Genomic DNA, 19,282 nt, shown 5'->3' with positions numbered 1-19,282 from the left:
AGACTCCGACGCGCAAGCGGTGCGATACAGCTTCGTGGACGCGGCCGGTCGGTTGTCGTTACAGGGCGTCACGATCGCGTAGGTCAACGCGCGCGAGGCTGGCCGCTGGAACCGCGCACAAAGACCAGACCAGTGCGTCGCTCGGGGCGTACGCGTTTGCACTGGAAATCGCCAAGTCGCCGGGGCAGAATGCGTGAATGTCTGATACCCGGACGGCCCTGCGGATCTGCCCCTTGTGCGAGGCCACCTGCGGCCTGACGCTCACGATCTCCGAGGGCCGGGTGGTGGGCGCTCGCGGCGACCGTGATGACGTGTTCAGCGCTGGCTTCATCTGCCCGAAGGGCGCGAGCTTCGCCGAACTGGACAACGATCCCGACCGACTGTCTGGTCCGCTCGTCCGGCGTGACGGGGTGCTGACCGAAACCACCTGGGATGAGGCCTACGCGGTCGTCGCAGACCGCCTGGGTGAGGTGGTTCGCGAGCACGGCGGCCCATCCGTCGGCGTCTACTTCGGTAATCCGAGCGCACATACCATCGCGGGAAGCCTGTACGCGCCGTTGGTAATTCGCGGCCTTGGCACCAGGCAGGTGTACAGCGCAAGCACGCTCGATCAGATGCCCAAGCACGTCGCGCTCGGCCTCATGTTCGGCAGCCCGGTCGCGTTCACGGTGCCCGATCTCGACCGCACCGATTACCTGGTCATCATCGGCGCCAATCCCTTAGTGTCCAACGGCAGTTTGGCGACTGCCCCCGACTTTCCCGGTAAACTGCGGGCGTTGCGCAAACGCGGGGGCAAGCTCGTCGTCATCGATCCCGCCCGCACCCGCACGGCCGAACTGGCTGACCGCCACCTTGCGCCGCGACCCGGCACCGATGCCGTATTGCTGTTCGCCATCGTGCACGTGCTTTTCGAAGAGGGTCTCGTCGAACCGAATTTCGGCGGAATAGCGCAACACGTCAACGGCGTCGACGAAATTCGCGCGCTGGCCGATGAATTCGCACCGGAAGCCGTCGCTTCGCACTGCGGGATATCCGCCGATGACATACGCGTGCTGGCCCGCGAGATCGCGGCGGCGCCGACTGCGGCTGTGTATGGGCGAATCGGCACCTCCACAGTGGAATTCGGCACGGTTGCCAGCTGGTTGGTAGACGTGATCAACGTCCTGACCGGAAACCTCGACCGACCGGGCGGAGCCATGTTCCCCCTCGGCGCGACGGCGCCCGCGCCCCGCCCGCCCAAGCCGGGCCGAGGGTTTCGCATCGGGCGTTGGCACAGCCGCGTCTCGGGCCACCCGGAGGTGCTGTCCGAGTTTCCCGCCGCGGCGCTCGCCGAGGAGATCGACACCGCGGGTGAAGGCCAGATCAAGGCGATGATCACGATCGCCGGAAACCCCGTGCTGTCCGCGCCCGACGGCGATCGGCTCGACCGCGCGCTTGACAGCGTTGATTTCATGCTCAGCATCGACCCCTACATCAACGAGACCACCCGTCACGCCGACGTGATCCTGCCGCCGCCTGCGCCGGCGCAAAGCGCCCACTTCGACTTCGCGCTCAACAACCTCGCGGTGCACAACAACGTGCGCTACTCGCAGCCCGCTCTGCCGCTGGACGCAAGGCCGGACGAGCCGGAGATCCTGTCGCGCATAGCCCTGATTCTCTACGGCCTGGCACCGGACGCCGATGTCGCGCTAGTTGACGATCAGGTGATTGCGACGACGTTGACCAAGGAGACCGCCGACCCCGAGTCACCCGTCGCCGGCCGAGCGGTCGACGAATTGACCGCGATGCTCGTCCGGGGTCCAGGCTACGAACGACGCCTCGACATGATGCTTCGTCTCGGGCCGTACGGCGACGCGTTCGGCGCCAACCCCGACGGGCTTACCCTGGAGCGGCTTGAGGCGGCGCCGCACGGGGTCGACTTGGGTCCGTTGCAACCGCGGCTGCCCGAGGTGCTCCGAACCCCAACGGGGCGAATCGAACTCGCGCCCGAGCCGTTGATCGCCGACGTGGGGCGGCTGCGCGAATCTGTCGGCCGTGCAAACGATCCGTTCATGCTGATCGGCCGGCGCCATCTGCGCTCCAACAACAGCTGGATGCATAACGTGCCCGCGCTGTCGCGCGGCACCAACCGGTGCACATTGCAGATCCACCCTGACGACGCCGCCGATCTCGGGCTCAGCGATATTGCGGTAATCAAGGGCTCGGGCGGCGAGCTGATTGCTCCGGTCGAGCTGACCGACGGCATGCGCCGCGGCGTGGTCTCGCTGCCGCATGGATGGGGACACGATCGCGGCGGCACGGGACAGCAGCTCGCAGCAAGCCAGCCCGGTGTCAACGTCAACCAGCTCAACGACGGCACGCACCTCGACCCGCTGTCGGGCACCGCTGTGCTTAACGGCATCCCGATCGACATTGCCCCCGCGGGCTGATAAGCAGACCAGTCGGGGGTTCGGCCGGCGGCGGCAGCGCAAGCGGGGCATTGCCCCGATGTTATTTCGCGCCCTCGATGGGCGCGTGCCAAAGCGCCGAGGTCCGCAACTCGAAAAAGTGCCCCTGATCTGCGTGTTTTGTGGTGGAGCTAAGGGGACTCGAACCCCTGACCCCCACACTGCCAGGAGCAGGTCCCAGGCGTGACCAGGCACAATATCGGCGTTTTCATGCTGTAGCGGTGGTGGTTTGAGGAGGAATTGTCGTCACGGTTGTCGTCAGAACTGTCGTCAACGAGCGCACTCCGCGTCACCTGGCAAAGTCGCCATTCGACACGCTCTTTGCATTGGTGGGTAATGCAACCGCGTACGTCGCGAACGAGCCGTTAAGTCTGGACTTGCTCAATGACGAGGACAGGTTCGAGATCGACATGTCGCTGACCGCGACGCGAGCCCTAGAGTGTGGTTTGGTCGCGCGTGGCGGCTGGCGAAGCCGGTGTCCTGTACATGGCCGCCGATGATGAAGAAGTCCATTCAAGTTACGGGCGAAACCCAAAAGAACTGGCACTAACGAGCTGTTGGAGCAGGATGGTTTCCATCGGTGACGGACGCGGCGATCACGCCGAGATACTAGTGTCAGTGCTGGTCAATGCCGGTTTTTGCCCATAGCGGGCAATGGCCATGCGATCTGTGTGCGGTCTGATGCTCCGCTCAGGCGTCCAGTTCGGCTAGCCTGCCGGGATGCGTCGGCATGGTGGCGACGAAACGCTCCATCTGACGGACGAGTTGCCGACCGAGCCGCGGGCGGGGCTTGAACCCGCGACCGTCGGATTAGCCGTGCTCGGCGCACATTCCGCTGGCATCGTTGTCACTAGCACTTACGCACGCATTGCTCAGAAACGCAAACCTAAAACCCGAGTCCGACGGTCATTAGTCCGCCGACCACGCCCAAGACCACGACCACCGCGCCGACGAGCATGAGCAGGTGCCGCTGAAAAGAGCCTGCGAGCATCGCGAACGATGGAACGCTCACGGGCGGTAGCGTCATAAGCAGCGCCCCGGCGGGGCCTACACCCATGCCGAGCGCGAGCATAGCCTGAATGATCGGCACTTCGCCCGCGGTCGGGATCACGAACAACATCCCTGCCACCGCAAACGCGACGATCGAGCCGATACTACTGGTAACGCCAGGCCCGATATGTGGAAACAGCCACGCGCGTGTCGCGCCGAGCAGCAGCACCAGCACGATGTATTCGGGCAAGAGCCGCAGTGCCATGCGCGCGAAGATACGCAGCCAACGCATGAACACGTTTCCTTCCTCGGGCTGCGGCTGCGCGAGTAGCCCGGGGTGGTCGTCTGCGGCACGTGCATTCTGTCGCAAGAGGAGCCGGTTCGCGAGCCAGCCGAGGCCAAACACCGTCGGTACGCCCAGTACGACCCGCAGCGCGCTCCATTGCCAGCCGAGCACGAAACCCATGAAGACAAGCGTCGCCGGATTGAGGACCGAATTGCTGAGCCAGAACGCAATCGCGCCGCCGGGCGACGCGTTGCGCGCACGGAGGCCCGCCACGACGGGCGCCGAACAGCACGTGCACATCATGCTCGGCACTCCGAGCATGCCGCCGGCCGCGACGCTGCCGAAGCCGTACCGACCCAGCACGCGCGCGACCCAATGCACCGGTAATAGGGCCCGAACCGCGGAGCCGACCAGCAGGCCCAGCACCATCGCCTGCCAAATGGCCTTGCCGTACGCCCACGTGTACTCGAACGCGGCGGCAAGCGACGGCGCGGGTGGGTTCGCCCTACCGCCCGTTAGGATCGATTTGCCGATCGAGTGCGCCGTTTCAGCAGTGATGGCACGGTGATAATACGGAAACCACTTGACGTAGAAAAGACCGCCGATTACAAGCAGAATGAAAGTGAAGACGGCCCAGCTGTAAGAGAGCCACGATTGCGTTTTGGATGGGCTCGTCATTATGGCCTTCGCTAAAGCACTGTGTTGTTACTTCGCAAAGCTCAAACTAGTCCCCTCTCGGCAGGCGGCACCGAGCGGCGCTTCTAGGATCGCACATGTCTCCGGAATCGCCAACGGTTTTGGTGCGCGCGCACGTCGCACCGCGCCGCGACATCCGCAGGGACGCCATGATGGCGATTTCGCTGCGGCCGCCCTACACCCTACGCGGGGCCAGCGGGGAGGTCCGTCAGATGGGAACGGTGACAATGTGATCTGCATTTTCAGCAGCGTCCGCCACCAGTCAACTACCGACGTCATGCGCTGGCTGTACTACATCTCGGAACGTGCCGAAGTTGTGCGCGTAAATGCGGTGAACCGGAGCCCATCAGAGAAATCCGTATTACGAACAATTCCATTCGATTTTAGATCGATTAACCCGACATCGACGCCTCAGCCTCGGATTTGGTCTGGTATCGCAAGGGGAGATATTGACTCTGCAACCTCTTTTCCCCGATCGAATTGCCACACCTGCCGCAGCTGCAGCGCTACCTCGAAGTAAAGCTCGAGACTGAAATGATAAAAGCTGGTCACAGTGTGTCCATGCTGCGATAGAGCGATGTGTATGTCCCTATGGCTCAGAGATGAACTCAATAAGCTGCTCGTGCTCGATGCCACTCGCTCGGGCGGCCTAAAGATCCCCGAATTTCCCATCTCGACTAAGACAGGCTCACTCGCAGCACAACTTTCGACGACGCACGCAATGACAAAGGCCATCTTTGATGGTCTCTACTCATTTTGATAATGCTGAGAGCTGCCATGGTTATTACAGCTATACCTTCGCCGTGCGCCTAGACCTAGGCGCTTAGCCTTCGCATCAATAGTCGGGTCCGTCGTAACCAGCTCTGACCGTGTTTGTCGTTCCGCATGAGCTGCATGTGATCTCGAGCCCCCGCCCTTGCGGTTGGATGTGCAGATGACGCTCACCGCCTGCGAACACCTTGCGAACGTGGTCGTCGCCGTGCACTCTCCGTCCCGTCTGGAGAACGTCGTAGAACGTCAGTGTCCGCCCACACCCGGAGCAGCTGTGCGTCCCCCGCAATATGTAATCAGTCTCGATCCAGGAGGTACCAAGGAACTCGTTCAGCTCCTCACGCTCGGTTGGGCTGACGGGCACGGGATCGCCCGACATCTTCGACCGGAAGAGATCGAATGCCTGAGGGGTAACCTTGATCAGCACATCCCGGCTCGGCGCCTCGCGCACGTGATCCTCCGCGAAGCGAACGACCGCCTCGGGGTTCAGCTCGGCTGCGCTCAGGTCTACATGGATCGTCATCGTCACCGTCGCTTCTTTTCGGTAATAGCCATGCTTCGTACGAGGCTACCTTCGATCGCGTCGAGCTAACAGAGGTTGGGCAATCTCGGCAAGGCTACCTATTGACTACCGATGATCAAGAGAAGCGCAAATCTCGACGAACACCAACCTCGTCGACTTGACCATCGTTTTCGAGCCGTGCGATCGCACGGGCCCATCGTGTCTGGCTGACAATTAGCCTTGGACAGTAAAGCTCAGACCCGCCGACATTCGAATCGTGGAAGATATCGTCGGTGGGCGCACGTACCCCGACGACGGCTATCGCAGTGCTGTTGCGCGGAGTTGGATTCGCCGCGCCGAGGCATTGTTCAATGGCAGTACCCGCAGGAGCACGCCGGCAACGCGGAGCCGGATCGGGCTCACCTCTGCTGCTACGCGCGCCAGCACATCCGGCACAACAGAGACGGTATCTGGTGCGGTATTCGAGGAAACCAAAGTCTGACTAGCCCAGAGACTCAGCGAGCCACGCGGCTTCCTAGGACAGAGTCGATTGCCGCGTGCGCGCCCTCATTCAGACCGGCGTGGCCGAGCTCGAGCAGACTGATGTGCACATGGCCAAAAGTTTCGCATAACGGCATTGTGTAAGACCTGCTGTGATTCGGTTTTCACCTTCACCCGCGGCGGAAATCAGTTCGACGACTCGACCACTCCGCTGGCTGATGGTCAGCGCAAGCCGATGCCGTTACCGGCCACGGTGTGCCCTACGACCGGATAGCCGGGCAGTTCACCGACGACAAGCAGACCCCCTGAGGTCTGGGCATCGGCGAGCAGCAGCAGCTCCACATCGGTGACGCAGGACTCGGAACGCAGGTGCGGTCGGACCCAATCGAGGTTGCGGCGGGTGCCGCCCGAGATGAAGCCGTCGCACAGCGCTCCCGCGCACCTTCGACGACGGGCACCGCGCCGCAGTCGATGACGGCGCCCACCTCTGACGCACGGCACATCTTGTGCAGATGGCCGAGCAGCCCGAATCCGGTAACGTCGGTCGCCGCGCGTACGCCTGCGGTGACTGCGGCCGCAGCGGCATCACGGTTGAGCCGGGTCATGGTTTCCAGGGCTTGCGCGAACACCTCGCCTGTCTGCTTGTGCCGGTTGTTCACAGCCCGACACCGATGGGCTTAATGAGGGTGAGCGGCAGGTCCGGCTCGGCGGCGTCATTGCGCAGCAGCCGCGTGGGATCGGCCACCCCCGTCACCGCCATACCGTACTTCGGTTCCGGATCGTCGATGCTGTGTCCGCCGGTGACCGGACAGCCCGCCTCCCGCGCCACCGCCAGCCCGCCGCGCAGCACCTCGGTCATCAGCTCGAGGGGTAGCACGCCGCGCGGCCAGCCAACGAGGTTGATCGCTACGACTGGACGGCCACCCATCGCGTAGACGTCCGATAGCGCATTGGCAGCGGCGATGCGACCCCAGTCATAGGCGTCATCGACGACCGGGGTGAAGAAGTCCGCCGTCGAGAGCACCGCCAAGTCGTTACCGATCAGCACGGCGGCCGCGTCATCCCCGCTGTCGAGACCGACCAAAATATGGTCTCCAGACTGTCCGGTAAGGTCGCGGACCACCGCTTCCAGCTCGCCCGGGGGGATCTTGCAGGCGCAGCCGCCGCCGTGCGCATAGCCGGTCAACCGCACACGCCCCTCTGCACCCGCTGGCGTGGCCGTAATCGTGTACCCATCTCTAGAGCCTAAGACCGTGGCATTGGCTAGGTTTAACTCTCGGAGGCGTTTGGGTTCCTGGTGGTCCCCCCGGTCTTCAAAACCGGTGAGGCCGAGCAGCTCGGTCTGGCGGGTTCGATTCCCGTCCGCCTCCGCCAGCAGCCCTTCGGCGCCGAGGAGGACCCGTGCCCCAGGTCGATCAGCGCCGACATATCCCGCGCACTGATCAGCTGCTGGCGTTGCCGACAGTCCGTGCCGCGCGCGCCCGCCTAGGTGAACAGGTGGTTTACAAGCTCGTTACCGAGGCTCAGGAGCGGGCGCGGCGCCGCGAGCTGGCGCCCGACGAGGTGGAGGCGGTCCTAGCGGAGTCGCTGGCCGCGCGCACGGCGACGACGTTGCGCCCTGTGGTCAATGCCACCGGCGTTGTCGTGCACACCAACTTGGGCCGAGCGCCATTGTCTGCGGCCGCTGTCGAAGCGCTGATTGCTGCCAGCGGGTACGTCGACGTGGAGTTCGACCTTGCCACCGGCACCCGCTCCCGCCGTGGCGCCGCGGCTCGCGCGGCGCTGCTTACGGCATGCCCTGCAGCCGAAGACGCCCTCGTGGTCAACAACGGTTCCGCCGCTTTGGTGCTGGCCACCACGGCGCTGGCTGCTGGCCGCGAAGCGGTCGTAAGCCGGGGCGAGCTGATCGAGATTGGCGCCGGGTTTCGGCTGCCCGACCTGATCGCCTCCACCGGCGTGAGGCTGCGCGAGGTCGGGACCACCAACCGCACTCACCCGAAGGACTACGCCGACGCCATCGGCGAGCAGACCGGTTGCGTGCTCAAGGTGCACCCGAGCAACTTCCGGGTGGAGGGCTTCACCGCTGCCGTCGGACTGCGCGAGCTGCGGAAGCTGACCACGGCCCGTGGGGTAACACTGGTTGCGGATCTGGGTAGCGGATTGCTCGCACCCGATCCGCTGCTGCCCGACGAACCTGACGCTGCCACTTCGCTCGCCGACGGCGCCGACATCGTCACAGCGAGCGGAGACAAGCTGCTCGGTGGGCCACAGGCCGGCGTCATCCTCGGACGATCAGATGTGGTGGCCCGGATGGCGCGACATCCGCTGGCCCGCGCCGTTCGCGCCGACAAGCTGACGCTCGCCGCGCTGGAGGCAACCCTCTGTGGCGGCGTCGCGCCGGTCATGCAGGCCTTGCACGCCGATGGCAGCCAGCTGCGGGTCCGCACTGAGCGGTTGGCCGCCGCCGTGGGCGCAACTGTCGTCGCACACGAGGGGCGCGTCGGCGGTGGCGGCGCTCCTGGTGTGCCACTGCCGGGTTGGGCGGTACGGCTTCCCGAGGCGAGCGCTACCCTGCTGCGAGCCGGTGACCCCCCGGTGCTTCCACGGCTACACGGCGGCGCTTGCCTGCTCGACCTGCGCTGCGTTCCCGACACAGACGACGATCGACTACTCGCCGCGGTGCGGAGAACGTTGGCGTCCCTGGACGGCAGAGACCGCTGACGGTGTACGTCGTCGCCACCGCGGGACACGTCGACCACGGCAAGAGCACCCTCATCCGGGCCCTCACCGGCATGGAGCCCGACCGGTGGGAGGAAGAGCGCCGCCGCGGGCTGACCCTCGACCTGGGCTTCGCCTGGACCACGCTGCCGTCCGGTCACGAGGTGGCATTCGTGGATGTGCCTGGTCACCAACGCTTCCTCGGCAACACGCTGGCCGGCCTCGGCCCGGTACCGGTGGTCTGCTTCGTCATCGCCGCCGACGATGGTTGGCAGGCCCAATCCAGTGACCACCGCGACGCCATCGCGGCCCTCGGCATCCAGCGCGGCCTGATCGTCATCACTCGCGCCGACCGAGCCCCCGACCGCACCGGTGAGGTACTCGCACAAGCACGCGCGGAGCTGGCCGAAACCGGCCTGCACGACGCGCCGGCCGTCGTCGTGTCGGCCGTCGACGGCACCGGCATGACCCGGCTGCGCTCCGCCCTCGACGACGTTCTCGCCCAAGTGCCCGCACCAGCGGCCACAGGTCGGCTGCGGCTGTGGGTCGATCGTTCCTTCACCATCACCGGAGCGGGCACCGTGGTGACAGCCACACTGTCGACCGGCACCCTGGCCCGTGGCGAGCGGCTACAGCTGCTCGGCCCGGGGCCTGCTCGTACGGTCGTGATCCGTGGCCTGCAAAGCCGCGGCGCGCCATACCCAGCCCTCGGGCCCGTGAACCGGGTAGCGCTCAACCTTCGCGGGGTCTCCGCCGGTGAGGTAGCCCGCGGTGACGCGCTGGTCAGCCCGGACGCATGGCCCACCACCCAGACGCTCGATGTGCGCCGCACCACCGGCGATCCGCTGACCGAGGCTCCCGAGCAACTCACCGTGCATGTCGGCACCGCAGCAGTGCCAGCCCGGGTACGTCCCTTCGATCAGAATCACGCCCGACTCACCCTCGCCCGACAGCTGCCACTGGTGCTCGGCGACCGGCTAGTGCTGTGCCACCCCGGGAGCCGCCGAGTCCTCGGCGGGACACAAGTGCTCGACGCCGAGCCGCCGCCGCTGCGGCGACGCGGCGACAGTGCTCGCCGAACCGACGCGCTCGCCCGGATGGATCCAGGGGGCGACGTCGCCATCGAGGTGGCCCGCCGCGGTGCCGTCGAAGAGGGACACTTGCATCGACTGGGCCTGCTAGCCAGCGTCAACGAGCCACCTGCCAGTGTCCGGGTGATCGGCGGCTGGTGGGTGCACGTCCGAACCTACGACGCCTGGCAGCAGCGGCTGCGCACTGCGCTGCATGAACTGCATGCCCGAAACCCGTTGGCAGCCGGTCTGTCCCGAGGCGCCGTCCGCAACCTGCTGGCACTGCCCGACGAGGCCCTCGTCGACGCGCTCGCCCGTGACACCGGACTCGAACAAGGCAGTGGGCACATCCGGCTGCCCGGCACCGGGAGCGACCTTGGGCCCGCCGAAGCCGCGGTGGCCCAGCTCGAGGGTTGGCTGCGGACCGAGCCGTTCCGTGCACCGGAAGCCCAGGACCTGGCGAACCTGGGTCTGGGTAGCAATGAACTCGCCGCAGCAGAGCGTGCCGGACGGGTGCTGCGCTTGCGCGACGACGTCGTTCTGCTCCCGACAGCACCGGCCCTCGCGATGCGCGAGCTGGCTCGGCTAAAGCAACCCTTCACCACCAGCGAGGCCCGGCAGGCGCTCGGCACCACACGCCGCGTTGCGATTCCGCTGCTGGAACACCTCGACGACCGCGGCTGGACGCGTCGACTAGATGCCGGCCACCGCGAGACGGTGTGCTGACGTCAGATCGACTGCTGCATAATCCCTTTCACCTCACTGATACTCTGCACCACCACCGGCGACAACAGCCAGACACTCGGGGTGGTCGAGGGAGGTATATGTCGCCCCGCACGCGACGGTGGCGCCGCGTGGATCTCGGTCTGGCCACCGGGACATGCATGGAACGCCCTCTCCCTCACCAGCCATCATCCAGCGTCCCAGTTTTTGTGTCCAATGGACAAACACTGGACACAAAAACCGGGACATGGACACGAGAATGGGATTATGAAGGAGGGCTGCAGTTTGCAGCCGTTCAGATATGCCACAGCGCCGGATGGCTAGTACCCAAATTGGAGACTTGCGCGGTTGTCTGGGCATTTCGGGCCTCTAGTCCGTCCACCAAACTTGCCGTGCGCCTCCGGTATTACACTTCCTGCATACCATCCCTCTGCCAGACGTGCGTACGAATTCCACAAGGCAGCCAGAGGTTTTCCAATAATCACATTCTTTGTTCTTGCACCGCCAAAGTTCCCGAGCAGGCATACTGCAGGAGGGACATTTAGTCGACTCGAATGCCATTTATGGCCCTTCCTTACCATATTTTTGGGACCGGAAAACGCTTGAACACGTCGTTTACTCCACTGGGCAGCCCCCAACAAACTACCCAAGGCCACCACAGAAACTGCCAAATGAACAGGTCAACCCCTGGCGACCACCACCTCCGAACGTCGTCGGCTGGGCCGTTAATCCCTGGCGGTTTCACGCGGTGGATGCAACAGCCGGTGGTTTGAACGGGTCTGAGAGTAGTTCATCGAGCGCCTGCATCCCCTCAGTGGGGACCATATAGGCACTACAGCGGAACGAAGCGTTGCACCCAGCTGGTGTTCAAGCGCTACTCGGAACTATGCTTCGCAACAATGGTCGCAATAGCACTTACCGTTTCTCCACGTGCAGCAGCTGTGGCTGCCACCACATCCCGCGGCGTATTGGCACGCGCGCTCCTTTATAGGCTCACGTGGCTCCGAGGTGGAACCCGCAAGGGTCTCACCAATGCGGTGCATCTGCACCGACACGGTCTCAACGATAGCTCCGAATGGCAATGTGAGGCGGTAGCGCTCTTGGCCGACGAAGCCCGCCTGAGCTAACTCACGTTCGGTCCACTCGTGCACATCATCGTGCAAATCCGTTCTTAGTACCCGAAGATAGTGCCGTCTATCCAGCGGATCTGGATAGACGTCTATGAAGGTACTGTCTGGACGTGATTCCACAAGTCCATCTATGTGAAACAGTCCAGCTGGCGCAGGCGAAGAAACCGTCCTCTTTGCAAGTAGATCGGAAAGCTTCATCGATGTCCCCTCATAGGTGTCGGATTCGATCCCCCGCTGTCAAGTAGACCACCCGTGGCGTGCACACGCGAGTCCTCCTCGAAAGCCATGTCGCCGCCAGGCCACAACTGTCAACAGATGATAGCCGGTCGCGGCCACCAGCGAGTATTGGTCTGCCCGGCCGTCCATCGGCAAAGCCATAAGCTGTTCAGGAGCGGCGTAGGCCACCGTTCCGACGGTCATGTTGGTTGCGGTAAGACCGCTGACGTCCTTGACATCGCGAGCAATACCGAAGTCGCTCAACAGGATTCGTCGCTCATCATCTTCAAGTTCCGCGAGCAGGATGTTGGCCGGTTTCACATTTGTCGTCAAAACTGTCGTCAGAGCGACGTTAGGGGATCGTTCGGAGCGGCGAGATTCGGGAATCTGCCTGGTAAAACGAGTGGAGCTAAGGGGACTCGAACCCCTGACCCCCACACTGCCAGTGTGGTGCGCTACCAGCTGCGCCATAGCCCCAAGTCGTGCCCATCGAAGCTACACCACCCGCTACCGTCCTTCAAAGTTGCTGGTCAGGCGGGCTCGAGGGCCGTCCGCGTCTCCGGCGCCGGCACCCAGGCGACGGCGGCGACCAACAGAACAACCCCACTGATCGCGAACGCCCAGCCATAGCTCAGCCGCTCGGCGACCCAGCCGACCGCTATCGAGCCGACGATCGCGCCCAGATCCGACGCCATCTGCACGGCGGCCACCGGCGTGCCGGCGCGCGCCTCCCTGCCGAGGATGTCGGCGACGGCGGCCTGCATGGGCGACATGAAGATGCCCGTCGTCACGCCGGACACAAACCCCACGACCATGAACGCGGGCAGCGACGTCGCGATGCCCAGCCCGGCGGTGGCCGCACCGGACGCCGCCAGGCCGACGATCAACAACATGCGCCGACCCATCCGGTCCGATAAATAGCCGCTGGGAATGACGGCCACCGCATTGCCGGCCGCGAACGCCGCGAGCACCACGCCGATGACGCCGACGCTCCGCCCCATGACGTCGGAAATGAAGAGCGGGACCAGCGCGACGCGGAGCCCAAACGCCGACCAGCCCATCGCAAAATTGGACAACAGCGCCGACCGATACGCGCGGAACCCCAACGCCTCTCGGATCGTCACCGTCGACCGTGTCGGCGGCAACGGCGCGGCCAGCGCCGAGTTCCGCAGTCCGTAGAACAGCACCACGGCCACCCCCAGCATTGCGGCGCCGTAGACGATGAAGGGAGCCGTCAACCCCCAGCCCGCCACCAGGGCGCCGACCGCCGGCCCGCCGACCGCGCCGATCATGAACGAACTGGTAAAAATGCCCGCGATTCGCCCACGCGCGTCGGGCGGGCTGATGTGGATCATCAGCCCCAAGGCCGCGACGTAAAACAGCGTCGACCCCAAGCCGCTGAGGGCGCGGAAGAACAGCAGTTGCCAGTACGCCTGGGAGAACGCGCAAGCGGCGGTGGCCAACCCCACGATCAGCAAACCGCCGATGTAGATCCGCCGTTCACCCAACCGTTGCGCCAACAGTCCGCTTATCGGTGCGAAACACAGTCGGGTCAACGAGAAGACGGTGACCAAGAAAGTCACCGCCTCGATGCTGACCCCGAAAGTACGGGCGAAGGCGGGCATTGCCGGCGAAATGACGCCGTACCCCAGTGCCACCATGATGTTGGCCCAGCTGAGGATCCAAACTTCGCGCGGAAGCCGCGCAGAAGAAGAGCCGCGTCCCCCCGGGCGGGCAAGTCGGAGGGAACAAGTCACCCAATGACTTTATTAACTACCTCGCGCGCGGTTTCCTGCACCTCCACCAAATGCTCGGGTCCGTTGAAAGACTCGGCATAAATCTTGTAGACGTCCTCGGTGCCCGACGGCCGCGCAGCAAACCACGCGTTGGCGGTCGTCACCTTCAATCCACCCAGTGGCGCACCGTTGCCGGGAGCGGTGGTGAGTTTCGCGGTGATCGGCTCCCCCGCCAATTCGGTGGCGGTCACCTGCTCGGGCGAGAGCTTGGAAAGCCGCGCCTTCTGGTCCCGGTCGGCCGGCGCGTCGACGCGCGCGTAGAACGGGGTGCCGTACTCGGCGGTCAGCTCCCGATACCGCTGCGACGGGCTCAGGCCGGTGACGGCCAGGACCTCCGAGGCCAGCAGCGCCAGGATGATGCCGTCCTTGTCGGTGGTCCACACCGAGCCGTCGCGCCGCAGGAACGACGCCCCCGCGGACTCCTCGCCGCCGAAACCGATGGTGCCGCCGATGAGTCCGTCGACAAACCACTTGAACCCGACCGGCACCTCGACGAGCTTGCGGCCGATGCCGGCGACCACGCGGTCGATGATCGACGAACTGACCGCCGTCTTGCCGACGGCGATGCCGTCCGGCCACGAGGGCCGGTGCGTGTAGAGGTAGTCGATGGCCGCCGCCAGATAGTGATTCGGGTTCAGCAGACCCTCGTCGGGCGTGACGATGCCGTGCCGGTCGGAGTCGGCGTCGTTGCCCGTCGCGATCTGGTAGTGGTCGCGGTTGGCGATCAACGAGGCCATCGCGTCCGGCGAGCTGCAGTCCATCCGGATCTTGCCATCGTGGTCGAGCGTCATGAACCGCCACGTCGCGTCGACCAATGGGTTGACGACGGTCAGGTCCAGGCCATGCCGCTGGGCGATCTCGCCCCAGTAGTCCACGCTGGCGCCGCCGAGCGGGTCGGCACCGATCCGGATCCCGGCCTCCCGGATGGCCGCCACATCGACCACGTTGGGCAGGTCGTCGACGTAGGTGCCCAGATAGTCGTAGCGCTCGACGCTGTCCAGCGCGCGGGCCAGCGGGACCCGCTTCACCTCCGCGCCCCTGGCACGCAGAATCTCGTTGGCGCGCTTGGCGATTGCGTTGGTCGCGTCGGTGTCCGCGGGACCCCCGTTGGGCGGGTTGTACTTGAAACCGCCATCGGGCGGCGGGTTGTGCGACGGCGTGACGACGATCCCGTCCGCCAGGCCCTCGGTGCGCCCACGGTTGTAGGTCAGGATGGCGTGGCTGACCGCCGGCGTCGGCGTGTAGCGGTCGCGGCTGTCGACCATCGCCACCACGTCGTTGGCGGCCAGCACCTCCAGCGCGGAGACCCACGCCGGCTCCGAGAGGCCGTGAGTGTCGCGTCCGATGAACAACGGCCCCGTGGTGCCGTGAGCGGCGCGGTATTCGACGATGGCCTGGGTGATGGCCAGGATGTGCGCCTCGTTGAATGCCCCGTTGAGCGCCGACCCGCGGTGACCCGACGTGCCGAACACCACCTGCTGAGCGACGTCGTCCGGGTCGGGCTCGATCGAGTAGTACGAGGTGACCAGGTGGGGCAGGTCGACGAGGTCTTCGGGCTGGGCCGGCTGACCGGCGCGCGGGTGGGCCATGGTTACCAATTCTGCGCGTTGCCCCAGGCGCGTGTCCCTCTATGCTGCGAAGCGTTCATCCGCTGGAAAGGAAGCGATTCGTGGCACGACCCGACTATCGCGAGCTGGCCGCGGTTTTCGTCGGCGGGGCGATCGGCGCCGTGGCCCGCGCGGCGCTGAGCACGGTCCTCGTCCGCGACACCGAACAGTGGCCGTGGCCGACGTTCATCGTCAACATCGTCGGCGCCGCACTGGTCGGCTACTTCACCACGCGGCTGCTCGAGCGGCTGCCGGTCTCGAGTTACCGCCGCCCGCTGCTCGGCACCGGATTCTGTGGCGGCTTAACGACTTTCTCGACGATGCAGGTCGAAACCGTGCGGATGATCGAGCACGGCCACTGGGCGATGGCCGCCGCCTACAGCGTCAGCAGCATCGTGCTGGGGTTCGTGGCCGTCTATCTCGCCACGGCTTTCGTTCGTCGGGTCCGGGTGCGCGGATGACGACAGTCTTGGTCTGGTCCGGCGTAGCGCTCGTCGGCGGCATCGGGTCGGTGCTGCGGTTCGTGATCGACCGCGCGGTGGCCCGGCGCGTGGCCCGGTCGTTTCCGTTCGGAACGCTGGCGGTCAACATCAGCGGCGCATTTCTGTTGGGATTCCTCGGGGGGCTGGCACTGAGCAAGGACGCCGCGCTGGTCGTGGGGACCGGCTTCGTGGGCGCCTACACCACCTTTTCCACCTGGATGCTGGAAACGCATCGCCTCGGCGAGGAACGGCAGACGTGGACGGCGCTGGGCAACATCGTCGTCAGCGTCGCCCTCGGCATCGCCGCGGTGGTACTCGGGCAGTGGGTGGCGTCGCAGGTTTGAGCCCGGCGCTCAGGCCTCGCGGAGCTTGGGTACGTCGTCGGGGGTGCGGGGCAGCGCGTACAGCGCCATTCGCCGATTCGACATGTCGTGCTCGCCCAGGAACACGCAACCGGCGCGCTCACAAAATCGCCGTGCCGTCTTGTTCCGGTAGTCGGGATCGAACATGATCCGGCGACACCGTGGGTCCTGGCTGAGAACGCTGGCGACGAAGTAGGGCAATATGTATCCGGCGATGCCCCGATTCACGAATTCGTCGTCGGCGATGGCGGCATGTATCCCCAAGTCGTAGGGGTCGGCCTCATACCGGGTGGCAATGGAATCCTTTGCGGCCCGGTATAATTCGATGTAAGCGTGGTCTTGCCCATCCTGGCTGGCGAAAAACGGTCGAGAATAGCTTCCGTCGAGTTGCGCGCTGAGGTATCGATGCCAGCGCTGGGGCGGCCAGGCGTATTCCCATGATTCGACGAGGGCGGGCCGGTTCATCCACTCCGAGATCATCTCGGCATCGGCGTCCGGGTCGGCAAGCCGGAACGCATACGGGTCGGGAACCTCGGCGGCACCGGGCGGCGGCGGCACGCGACGCACCTCGTCGTCGATTTCGGTCAGTTCCCGCGGCAGGATCACTTCGGGTTCGCTCATATCAAATGCGCAGCCTACTTATCGGCTCACAGAAGCGTCGCCAGCACCGCCGCGTGGCTGCCATCCACCTCGCAGACGGCGGTCACCAGGGTCACGACGCCGCGCTTCGCCAGCCTGCGCAGCTCCGCCAGGGCCGCATTGCCATGCAACTCCTCGGTGTAGCGCGCCTTGAATTCGTCGAACCGTTCGGGGACATGGTGGTACCACTCGCGCAGCTCCTTCGACGGCGCGACGTCTTTGCACCAGATGCCCACCCGCGGGTCGTCCTTGCGGACCCCGCGCGGCCAGATGCGATCGACCAGCACGCGCTGGCCGTCGTCGGGATCGACGTCGTCATACACGCGCGCCACACGGATTCGGCTTTTGGCGCTCACACCGACCACGGTAGCCATGTCGGCGGCATCGGTTAGTATCGAAAGTATGTTCGAATGCAGTGGCGACGAGGCCGCCCTCATCGAGGGGATTGCCGAGTTGGAGCGGGAGAAGTCCGCGGCGGCCGCCGGCCAGGCGCGTTGGCAGCGGCGCTGGATGCGCTGCGCCGCTCGAACGAGGCCGAGGCCGGGGTGCCTGCCGCCCAGCGCGGCCGTGGGCTGGCCAGCGAGATCGCCTTGGCGCGACGCGATTCCCCGGCCAGGGGCGGCCGGCACCTGGGCTTCGCCAAGGCCCTGGTCCACGAGATGCCGCACACGCTGGCGGCCCTGGAATGCGGCGCGCTGTCGGAATGGCGGGCCACCCTGATCGTGCGCGAGAGCGCGTGTCTGGACGTGGAGGATCGCCGCACGCTGGACGCCGAGCTGTGCGCCGACCCGGCCGGCCTCGACGGCATGGGCGACGCGCGGGTGGCCGCCGCCGCCAAGGCGATCGCCTACCGACTCGACCCGCACGCCGTGGTCGAACGGGCGGCGAAGGCCGAGAACGAGCGCACGGTCACCATCCGGCCGGCGCCCGACACGATGACGTATGTGACCGCGCTGCTCCCGGTGACCCAGGGAGTTTCGGTGTACGCGGCGCTGCGGCGCGAGGCGGACGTCCGCTGTGACGGGCGCTCCCGCGGCCAGGTCATGGCGGACACCCTGGTGGAGCGGGTCACCGGACGCGACGCGGCGGTCCCCACCCCGATCGCGGTCAACTTGGTGCTGTCGGACGCGACGCTGCTGGGCGGTGACAACGCGCCGGCCGACCTCTATGGCTACGGCCCCATTCCGGCGGCGGTCGCCCGGGCGATGGTCGCAAGCACACTCGCCGACCGGCGCTCCCGGGCGACGCTGCGCAGGCTCTACGCGCATCCGCGTTCGGGGGCGCTGGTGGCGATGGAGTCACGGGCGCGCCTGTTCCCACGCGGCCTGGCGACCTTCATCGAGCTGCGCGATCAACGTTGCCGCACGCCCTACTGCGACGCGCCGATCCGGCAGCGCGACCACGCGCGGCCGTGGGCAGCGGACGGGCCGACCACCGCGGACAACGGCCTGGGCTGCTGCGAGCGGTGCAACTACGCCAAGGAGGCTGCCGGGTGGCGGGTTCGCACCAGCATGGACGAAAATCACACGCACACAGCCGAATTCACCACGCCGACGGGCAAGACCTACCGGTCGACAGCCCCGCCGCGCGCACCCACGATCGAATACACCGAGCTCGAACTACGAATCGGCGTCGCCCTGGCTCGACACGCCGCTTAGGCCAGCGAGGTCAATGACCTCACCGCGATTGATGCTGACCCAGTCGCGCCCATCGAGATACGGGCGAAGGCTTCGGCCGATGAGGTCGAGATCGGCCGGCGCCTTGGGTCGCTGCAGTTCGTAGACGTGCGGCAGCTCGGCCATCCCGGCCACGACGTTCCACAACGTCACGGCAGGCGGACCGGTCGGAGGATCCACCAACACGGGCCCAAACAGGCACTGCCCCAACAGAAACAGGGTCGGCACGCCGAACCCGCCCGCGTCGACGACGCGCTGATGGTCTTCGCGGATCTCGTCGTGGGTGGTGGGGTCGGCCAGGGCCTCGTCCAAGACCGCCGCGTCAACCCCGATGTCGCCCAGCAGCTTTCGCGCCACTGCAGGATCGTGCGGCTTGCCGCCCAGGGTGTGCAGTTCGCGTCCGATGGCGCCGTACCAGCGGTCCAGCAACGCCATGTCCGTCCGGCGCAGCAGCGCCCCGATCCGCATCAGCGACCAGCCGTAGGACCAGTCCCGCTCCCACGGGTGCTTTTGGCCCTCCGACCGGTTGATCTCCTCGAGGCTGAAGAAGCGCCAATTGACGGTTAGGCCGAGCTGCTCACGAACGTCGCGGATCCACAACGACGTCTGGTAGGCGAACGGGCACATGGGGTCGAAGTGAAAGTCCACGGTCCCGCTCATCGGACTCGCT

The 19,282-nt window shown here is 65.7% G+C and carries 15 protein-coding genes, 2 tRNA genes and 2 pseudogenes; 9 read left to right on the top strand and 10 right to left on the bottom strand.

The window, feature by feature from the left end; all coding sequences use genetic code 11:
• Positions 1 to 197: 197 nt before the first annotated feature.
• Positions 198 to 2,429 carry a molybdopterin-dependent oxidoreductase gene (locus AC5Y2S_RS17950; RefSeq protein WP_499957349.1) on the top strand — a complete coding sequence of 744 codons (2,232 nt, stop codon included), beginning with the start codon at positions 198 to 200 and terminating at the stop codon, positions 2,427 to 2,429.
• A gap of 904 nt (positions 2,430 to 3,333) precedes the next feature.
• On the opposite strand, the gene AC5Y2S_RS17945 is transcribed toward AC5Y2S_RS17950, so the two are convergent.
• A complete protein-coding gene (locus tag AC5Y2S_RS17945) occupies positions 3,334 to 4,401 on the bottom strand; it encodes a permease (RefSeq protein WP_499957348.1) in 1,068 nt (355 codons plus the stop codon).
• 95 nt (positions 4,402 to 4,496) lie between these two features.
• Between AC5Y2S_RS17945 and AC5Y2S_RS17940 the strand changes: the two genes are divergently transcribed.
• A complete protein-coding gene (locus AC5Y2S_RS17940) occupies positions 4,497 to 4,652 on the top strand; it encodes a hypothetical protein (RefSeq protein WP_499957347.1) in 156 nt (51 codons plus the stop codon).
• Between the two features lie 602 nt (positions 4,653 to 5,254).
• Here AC5Y2S_RS17940 and AC5Y2S_RS17935 read toward each other — a convergent pair.
• Entirely contained in the window at positions 5,255 to 5,713 is a 459-nt protein-coding gene (locus AC5Y2S_RS17935; RefSeq protein WP_499957432.1) for a DUF8243 domain-containing protein, read from the bottom strand.
• Positions 5,714 to 5,969: 256 nt separating this feature from the next.
• Here AC5Y2S_RS17935 and AC5Y2S_RS17930 point away from each other — a divergent pair, with 256 nt between their 5' ends.
• Positions 5,970 to 6,194 (top strand): hypothetical protein, encoded by a 225-nt coding sequence (locus tag AC5Y2S_RS17930; RefSeq protein ID WP_499957346.1) that lies wholly within the window; start codon positions 5,970 to 5,972, stop codon positions 6,192 to 6,194.
• A 221-nt stretch (positions 6,195 to 6,415) separates the two neighbouring features.
• Here the strand turns inward: AC5Y2S_RS17930 and selD are convergent.
• A pseudogene (gene selD / locus AC5Y2S_RS17925) lies at positions 6,416 to 7,385 on the bottom strand (selenide, water dikinase SelD).
• Between the two features lie 86 nt (positions 7,386 to 7,471).
• On the opposite strand from selD, the gene AC5Y2S_RS17920 reads away from it, so the two are divergent.
• From AC5Y2S_RS17920 to selB, 3 genes are all read left to right on the top strand, one after another.
• A tRNA-Sec gene (locus tag AC5Y2S_RS17920) sits at positions 7,472 to 7,567 on the top strand.
• Between the two features lie 27 nt (positions 7,568 to 7,594).
• A complete protein-coding gene (gene selA / locus AC5Y2S_RS17915; RefSeq protein WP_499957345.1) occupies positions 7,595 to 8,914 on the top strand; it encodes an L-seryl-tRNA(Sec) selenium transferase in 1,320 nt (439 codons plus the stop codon).
• Positions 8,915 to 8,916: 2 nt separating this feature from the next.
• Positions 8,917 to 10,707 carry a selenocysteine-specific translation elongation factor gene (selB, locus tag AC5Y2S_RS17910; protein ID WP_499957344.1) on the top strand — a complete coding sequence of 597 codons (1,791 nt, stop codon included), beginning with the start codon at positions 8,917 to 8,919 and terminating at the stop codon, positions 10,705 to 10,707.
• A gap of 1,364 nt (positions 10,708 to 12,071) precedes the next feature.
• Here selB and AC5Y2S_RS17905 read toward each other — a convergent pair.
• The 4 genes from AC5Y2S_RS17905 to pgm all read right to left on the bottom strand — a co-directional run bounded on the left by AC5Y2S_RS17905 (position 12,072) and on the right by pgm (position 15,435).
• The gene (locus tag AC5Y2S_RS17905) at positions 12,072 to 12,371 is read right to left on the bottom strand and encodes a protein kinase domain-containing protein (RefSeq protein ID WP_499957343.1); all 300 of its coding nucleotides are present in this window, start codon (positions 12,369 to 12,371) and stop codon (positions 12,072 to 12,074) included.
• An 83-nt stretch (positions 12,372 to 12,454) separates the two neighbouring features.
• Positions 12,455 to 12,527: transfer RNA gene (locus tag AC5Y2S_RS17900), tRNA-Ala, on the bottom strand.
• A 53-nt stretch (positions 12,528 to 12,580) separates the two neighbouring features.
• Positions 12,581 to 13,732, bottom strand: coding sequence for an MFS transporter (locus AC5Y2S_RS17895; RefSeq protein ID WP_499957431.1), 1,152 nt, complete (start codon positions 13,730 to 13,732; stop codon positions 12,581 to 12,583).
• A gap of 71 nt (positions 13,733 to 13,803) precedes the next feature.
• The gene (gene pgm / locus AC5Y2S_RS17890; protein ID WP_499957342.1) at positions 13,804 to 15,435 is read right to left on the bottom strand and encodes a phosphoglucomutase (alpha-D-glucose-1,6-bisphosphate-dependent); all 1,632 of its coding nucleotides are present in this window, start codon (positions 15,433 to 15,435) and stop codon (positions 13,804 to 13,806) included.
• An 80-nt stretch (positions 15,436 to 15,515) separates the two neighbouring features.
• Here pgm and crcB (AC5Y2S_RS17885) point away from each other — a divergent pair, with 80 nt between their 5' ends.
• Both crcB (AC5Y2S_RS17885) and crcB (AC5Y2S_RS17880) read left to right on the top strand, forming a co-directional pair.
• Complete coding sequence (gene crcB, locus AC5Y2S_RS17885) at positions 15,516 to 15,914, top strand: fluoride efflux transporter CrcB (RefSeq protein ID WP_499957341.1); 399 nt, start codon at positions 15,516 to 15,518, stop codon at positions 15,912 to 15,914.
• Positions 15,911 to 16,279 carry a fluoride efflux transporter CrcB gene (crcB, locus tag AC5Y2S_RS17880; RefSeq protein WP_499957340.1) on the top strand — a complete coding sequence of 123 codons (369 nt, stop codon included), beginning with the start codon at positions 15,911 to 15,913 and terminating at the stop codon, positions 16,277 to 16,279. Before crcB (AC5Y2S_RS17885) ends, crcB (AC5Y2S_RS17880) begins: the two co-directional genes overlap by 4 nt.
• Before the next feature lie 9 nt (positions 16,280 to 16,288).
• Here the strand turns inward: crcB (AC5Y2S_RS17880) and AC5Y2S_RS17875 are convergent, their stop codons facing one another.
• Entirely contained in the window at positions 16,289 to 16,918 is a 630-nt protein-coding gene (locus AC5Y2S_RS17875; protein ID WP_499957339.1) for a GNAT family N-acetyltransferase, read from the bottom strand.
• A gap of 26 nt (positions 16,919 to 16,944) precedes the next feature.
• Positions 16,945 to 17,310, bottom strand: coding sequence for a DUF488 domain-containing protein (locus tag AC5Y2S_RS17870; protein WP_499957338.1), 366 nt, complete (start codon positions 17,308 to 17,310; stop codon positions 16,945 to 16,947).
• A gap of 28 nt (positions 17,311 to 17,338) precedes the next feature.
• On the opposite strand from AC5Y2S_RS17870, the pseudogene AC5Y2S_RS17865 reads away from it, so the two are divergent.
• A pseudogene (locus AC5Y2S_RS17865) lies at positions 17,339 to 18,594 on the top strand (HNH endonuclease).
• Here AC5Y2S_RS17865 and AC5Y2S_RS17860 read toward each other — a convergent pair.
• Positions 18,556 to 19,272, bottom strand: coding sequence for a mycothiol-dependent nitroreductase Rv2466c family protein (locus AC5Y2S_RS17860; protein WP_499957337.1), 717 nt, complete (start codon positions 19,270 to 19,272; stop codon positions 18,556 to 18,558). The pseudogene AC5Y2S_RS17865 and the gene AC5Y2S_RS17860 overlap by 39 nt on opposite strands.
• Positions 19,273 to 19,282: the final 10 nt, after the last annotated feature.

Source organism: Mycobacterium sp. NGS69 (genome assembly GCF_059812165.1).
This window is presented reverse-complemented; position numbering and strand designations above follow the sequence as displayed.

Coding starts and splice junctions, on each gene's coding strand:
- AC5Y2S_RS17950 (WP_499957349.1), top strand. CDS start 198: ATGTCTGATACCCGGACGGCCCTGCGGATCTGCCCCTTGTGCGAGGCC.
- AC5Y2S_RS17945 (WP_499957348.1), bottom strand. CDS start 4,401: ATGACGAGCCCATCCAAAACGCAATCGTGGCTCTCTTACAGCTGGGCC.
- AC5Y2S_RS17940 (WP_499957347.1), top strand. CDS start 4,497: ATGTCTCCGGAATCGCCAACGGTTTTGGTGCGCGCGCACGTCGCACCG.
- AC5Y2S_RS17935 (WP_499957432.1), bottom strand. CDS start 5,713: ATGACGATCCATGTAGACCTGAGCGCAGCCGAGCTGAACCCCGAGGCG.
- pgm (WP_499957342.1), bottom strand. CDS start 15,435: ATGGCCCACCCGCGCGCCGGTCAGCCGGCCCAGCCCGAAGACCTCGTC.
- crcB (WP_499957340.1), top strand. CDS start 15,911: ATGACGACAGTCTTGGTCTGGTCCGGCGTAGCGCTCGTCGGCGGCATC.
- AC5Y2S_RS17875 (WP_499957339.1), bottom strand. CDS start 16,918: ATGAGCGAACCCGAAGTGATCCTGCCGCGGGAACTGACCGAAATCGAC.
- AC5Y2S_RS17870 (WP_499957338.1), bottom strand. CDS start 17,310: ATGGCTACCGTGGTCGGTGTGAGCGCCAAAAGCCGAATCCGTGTGGCG.
- AC5Y2S_RS17860 (WP_499957337.1), bottom strand. CDS start 19,272: ATGAGCGGGACCGTGGACTTTCACTTCGACCCCATGTGCCCGTTCGCC.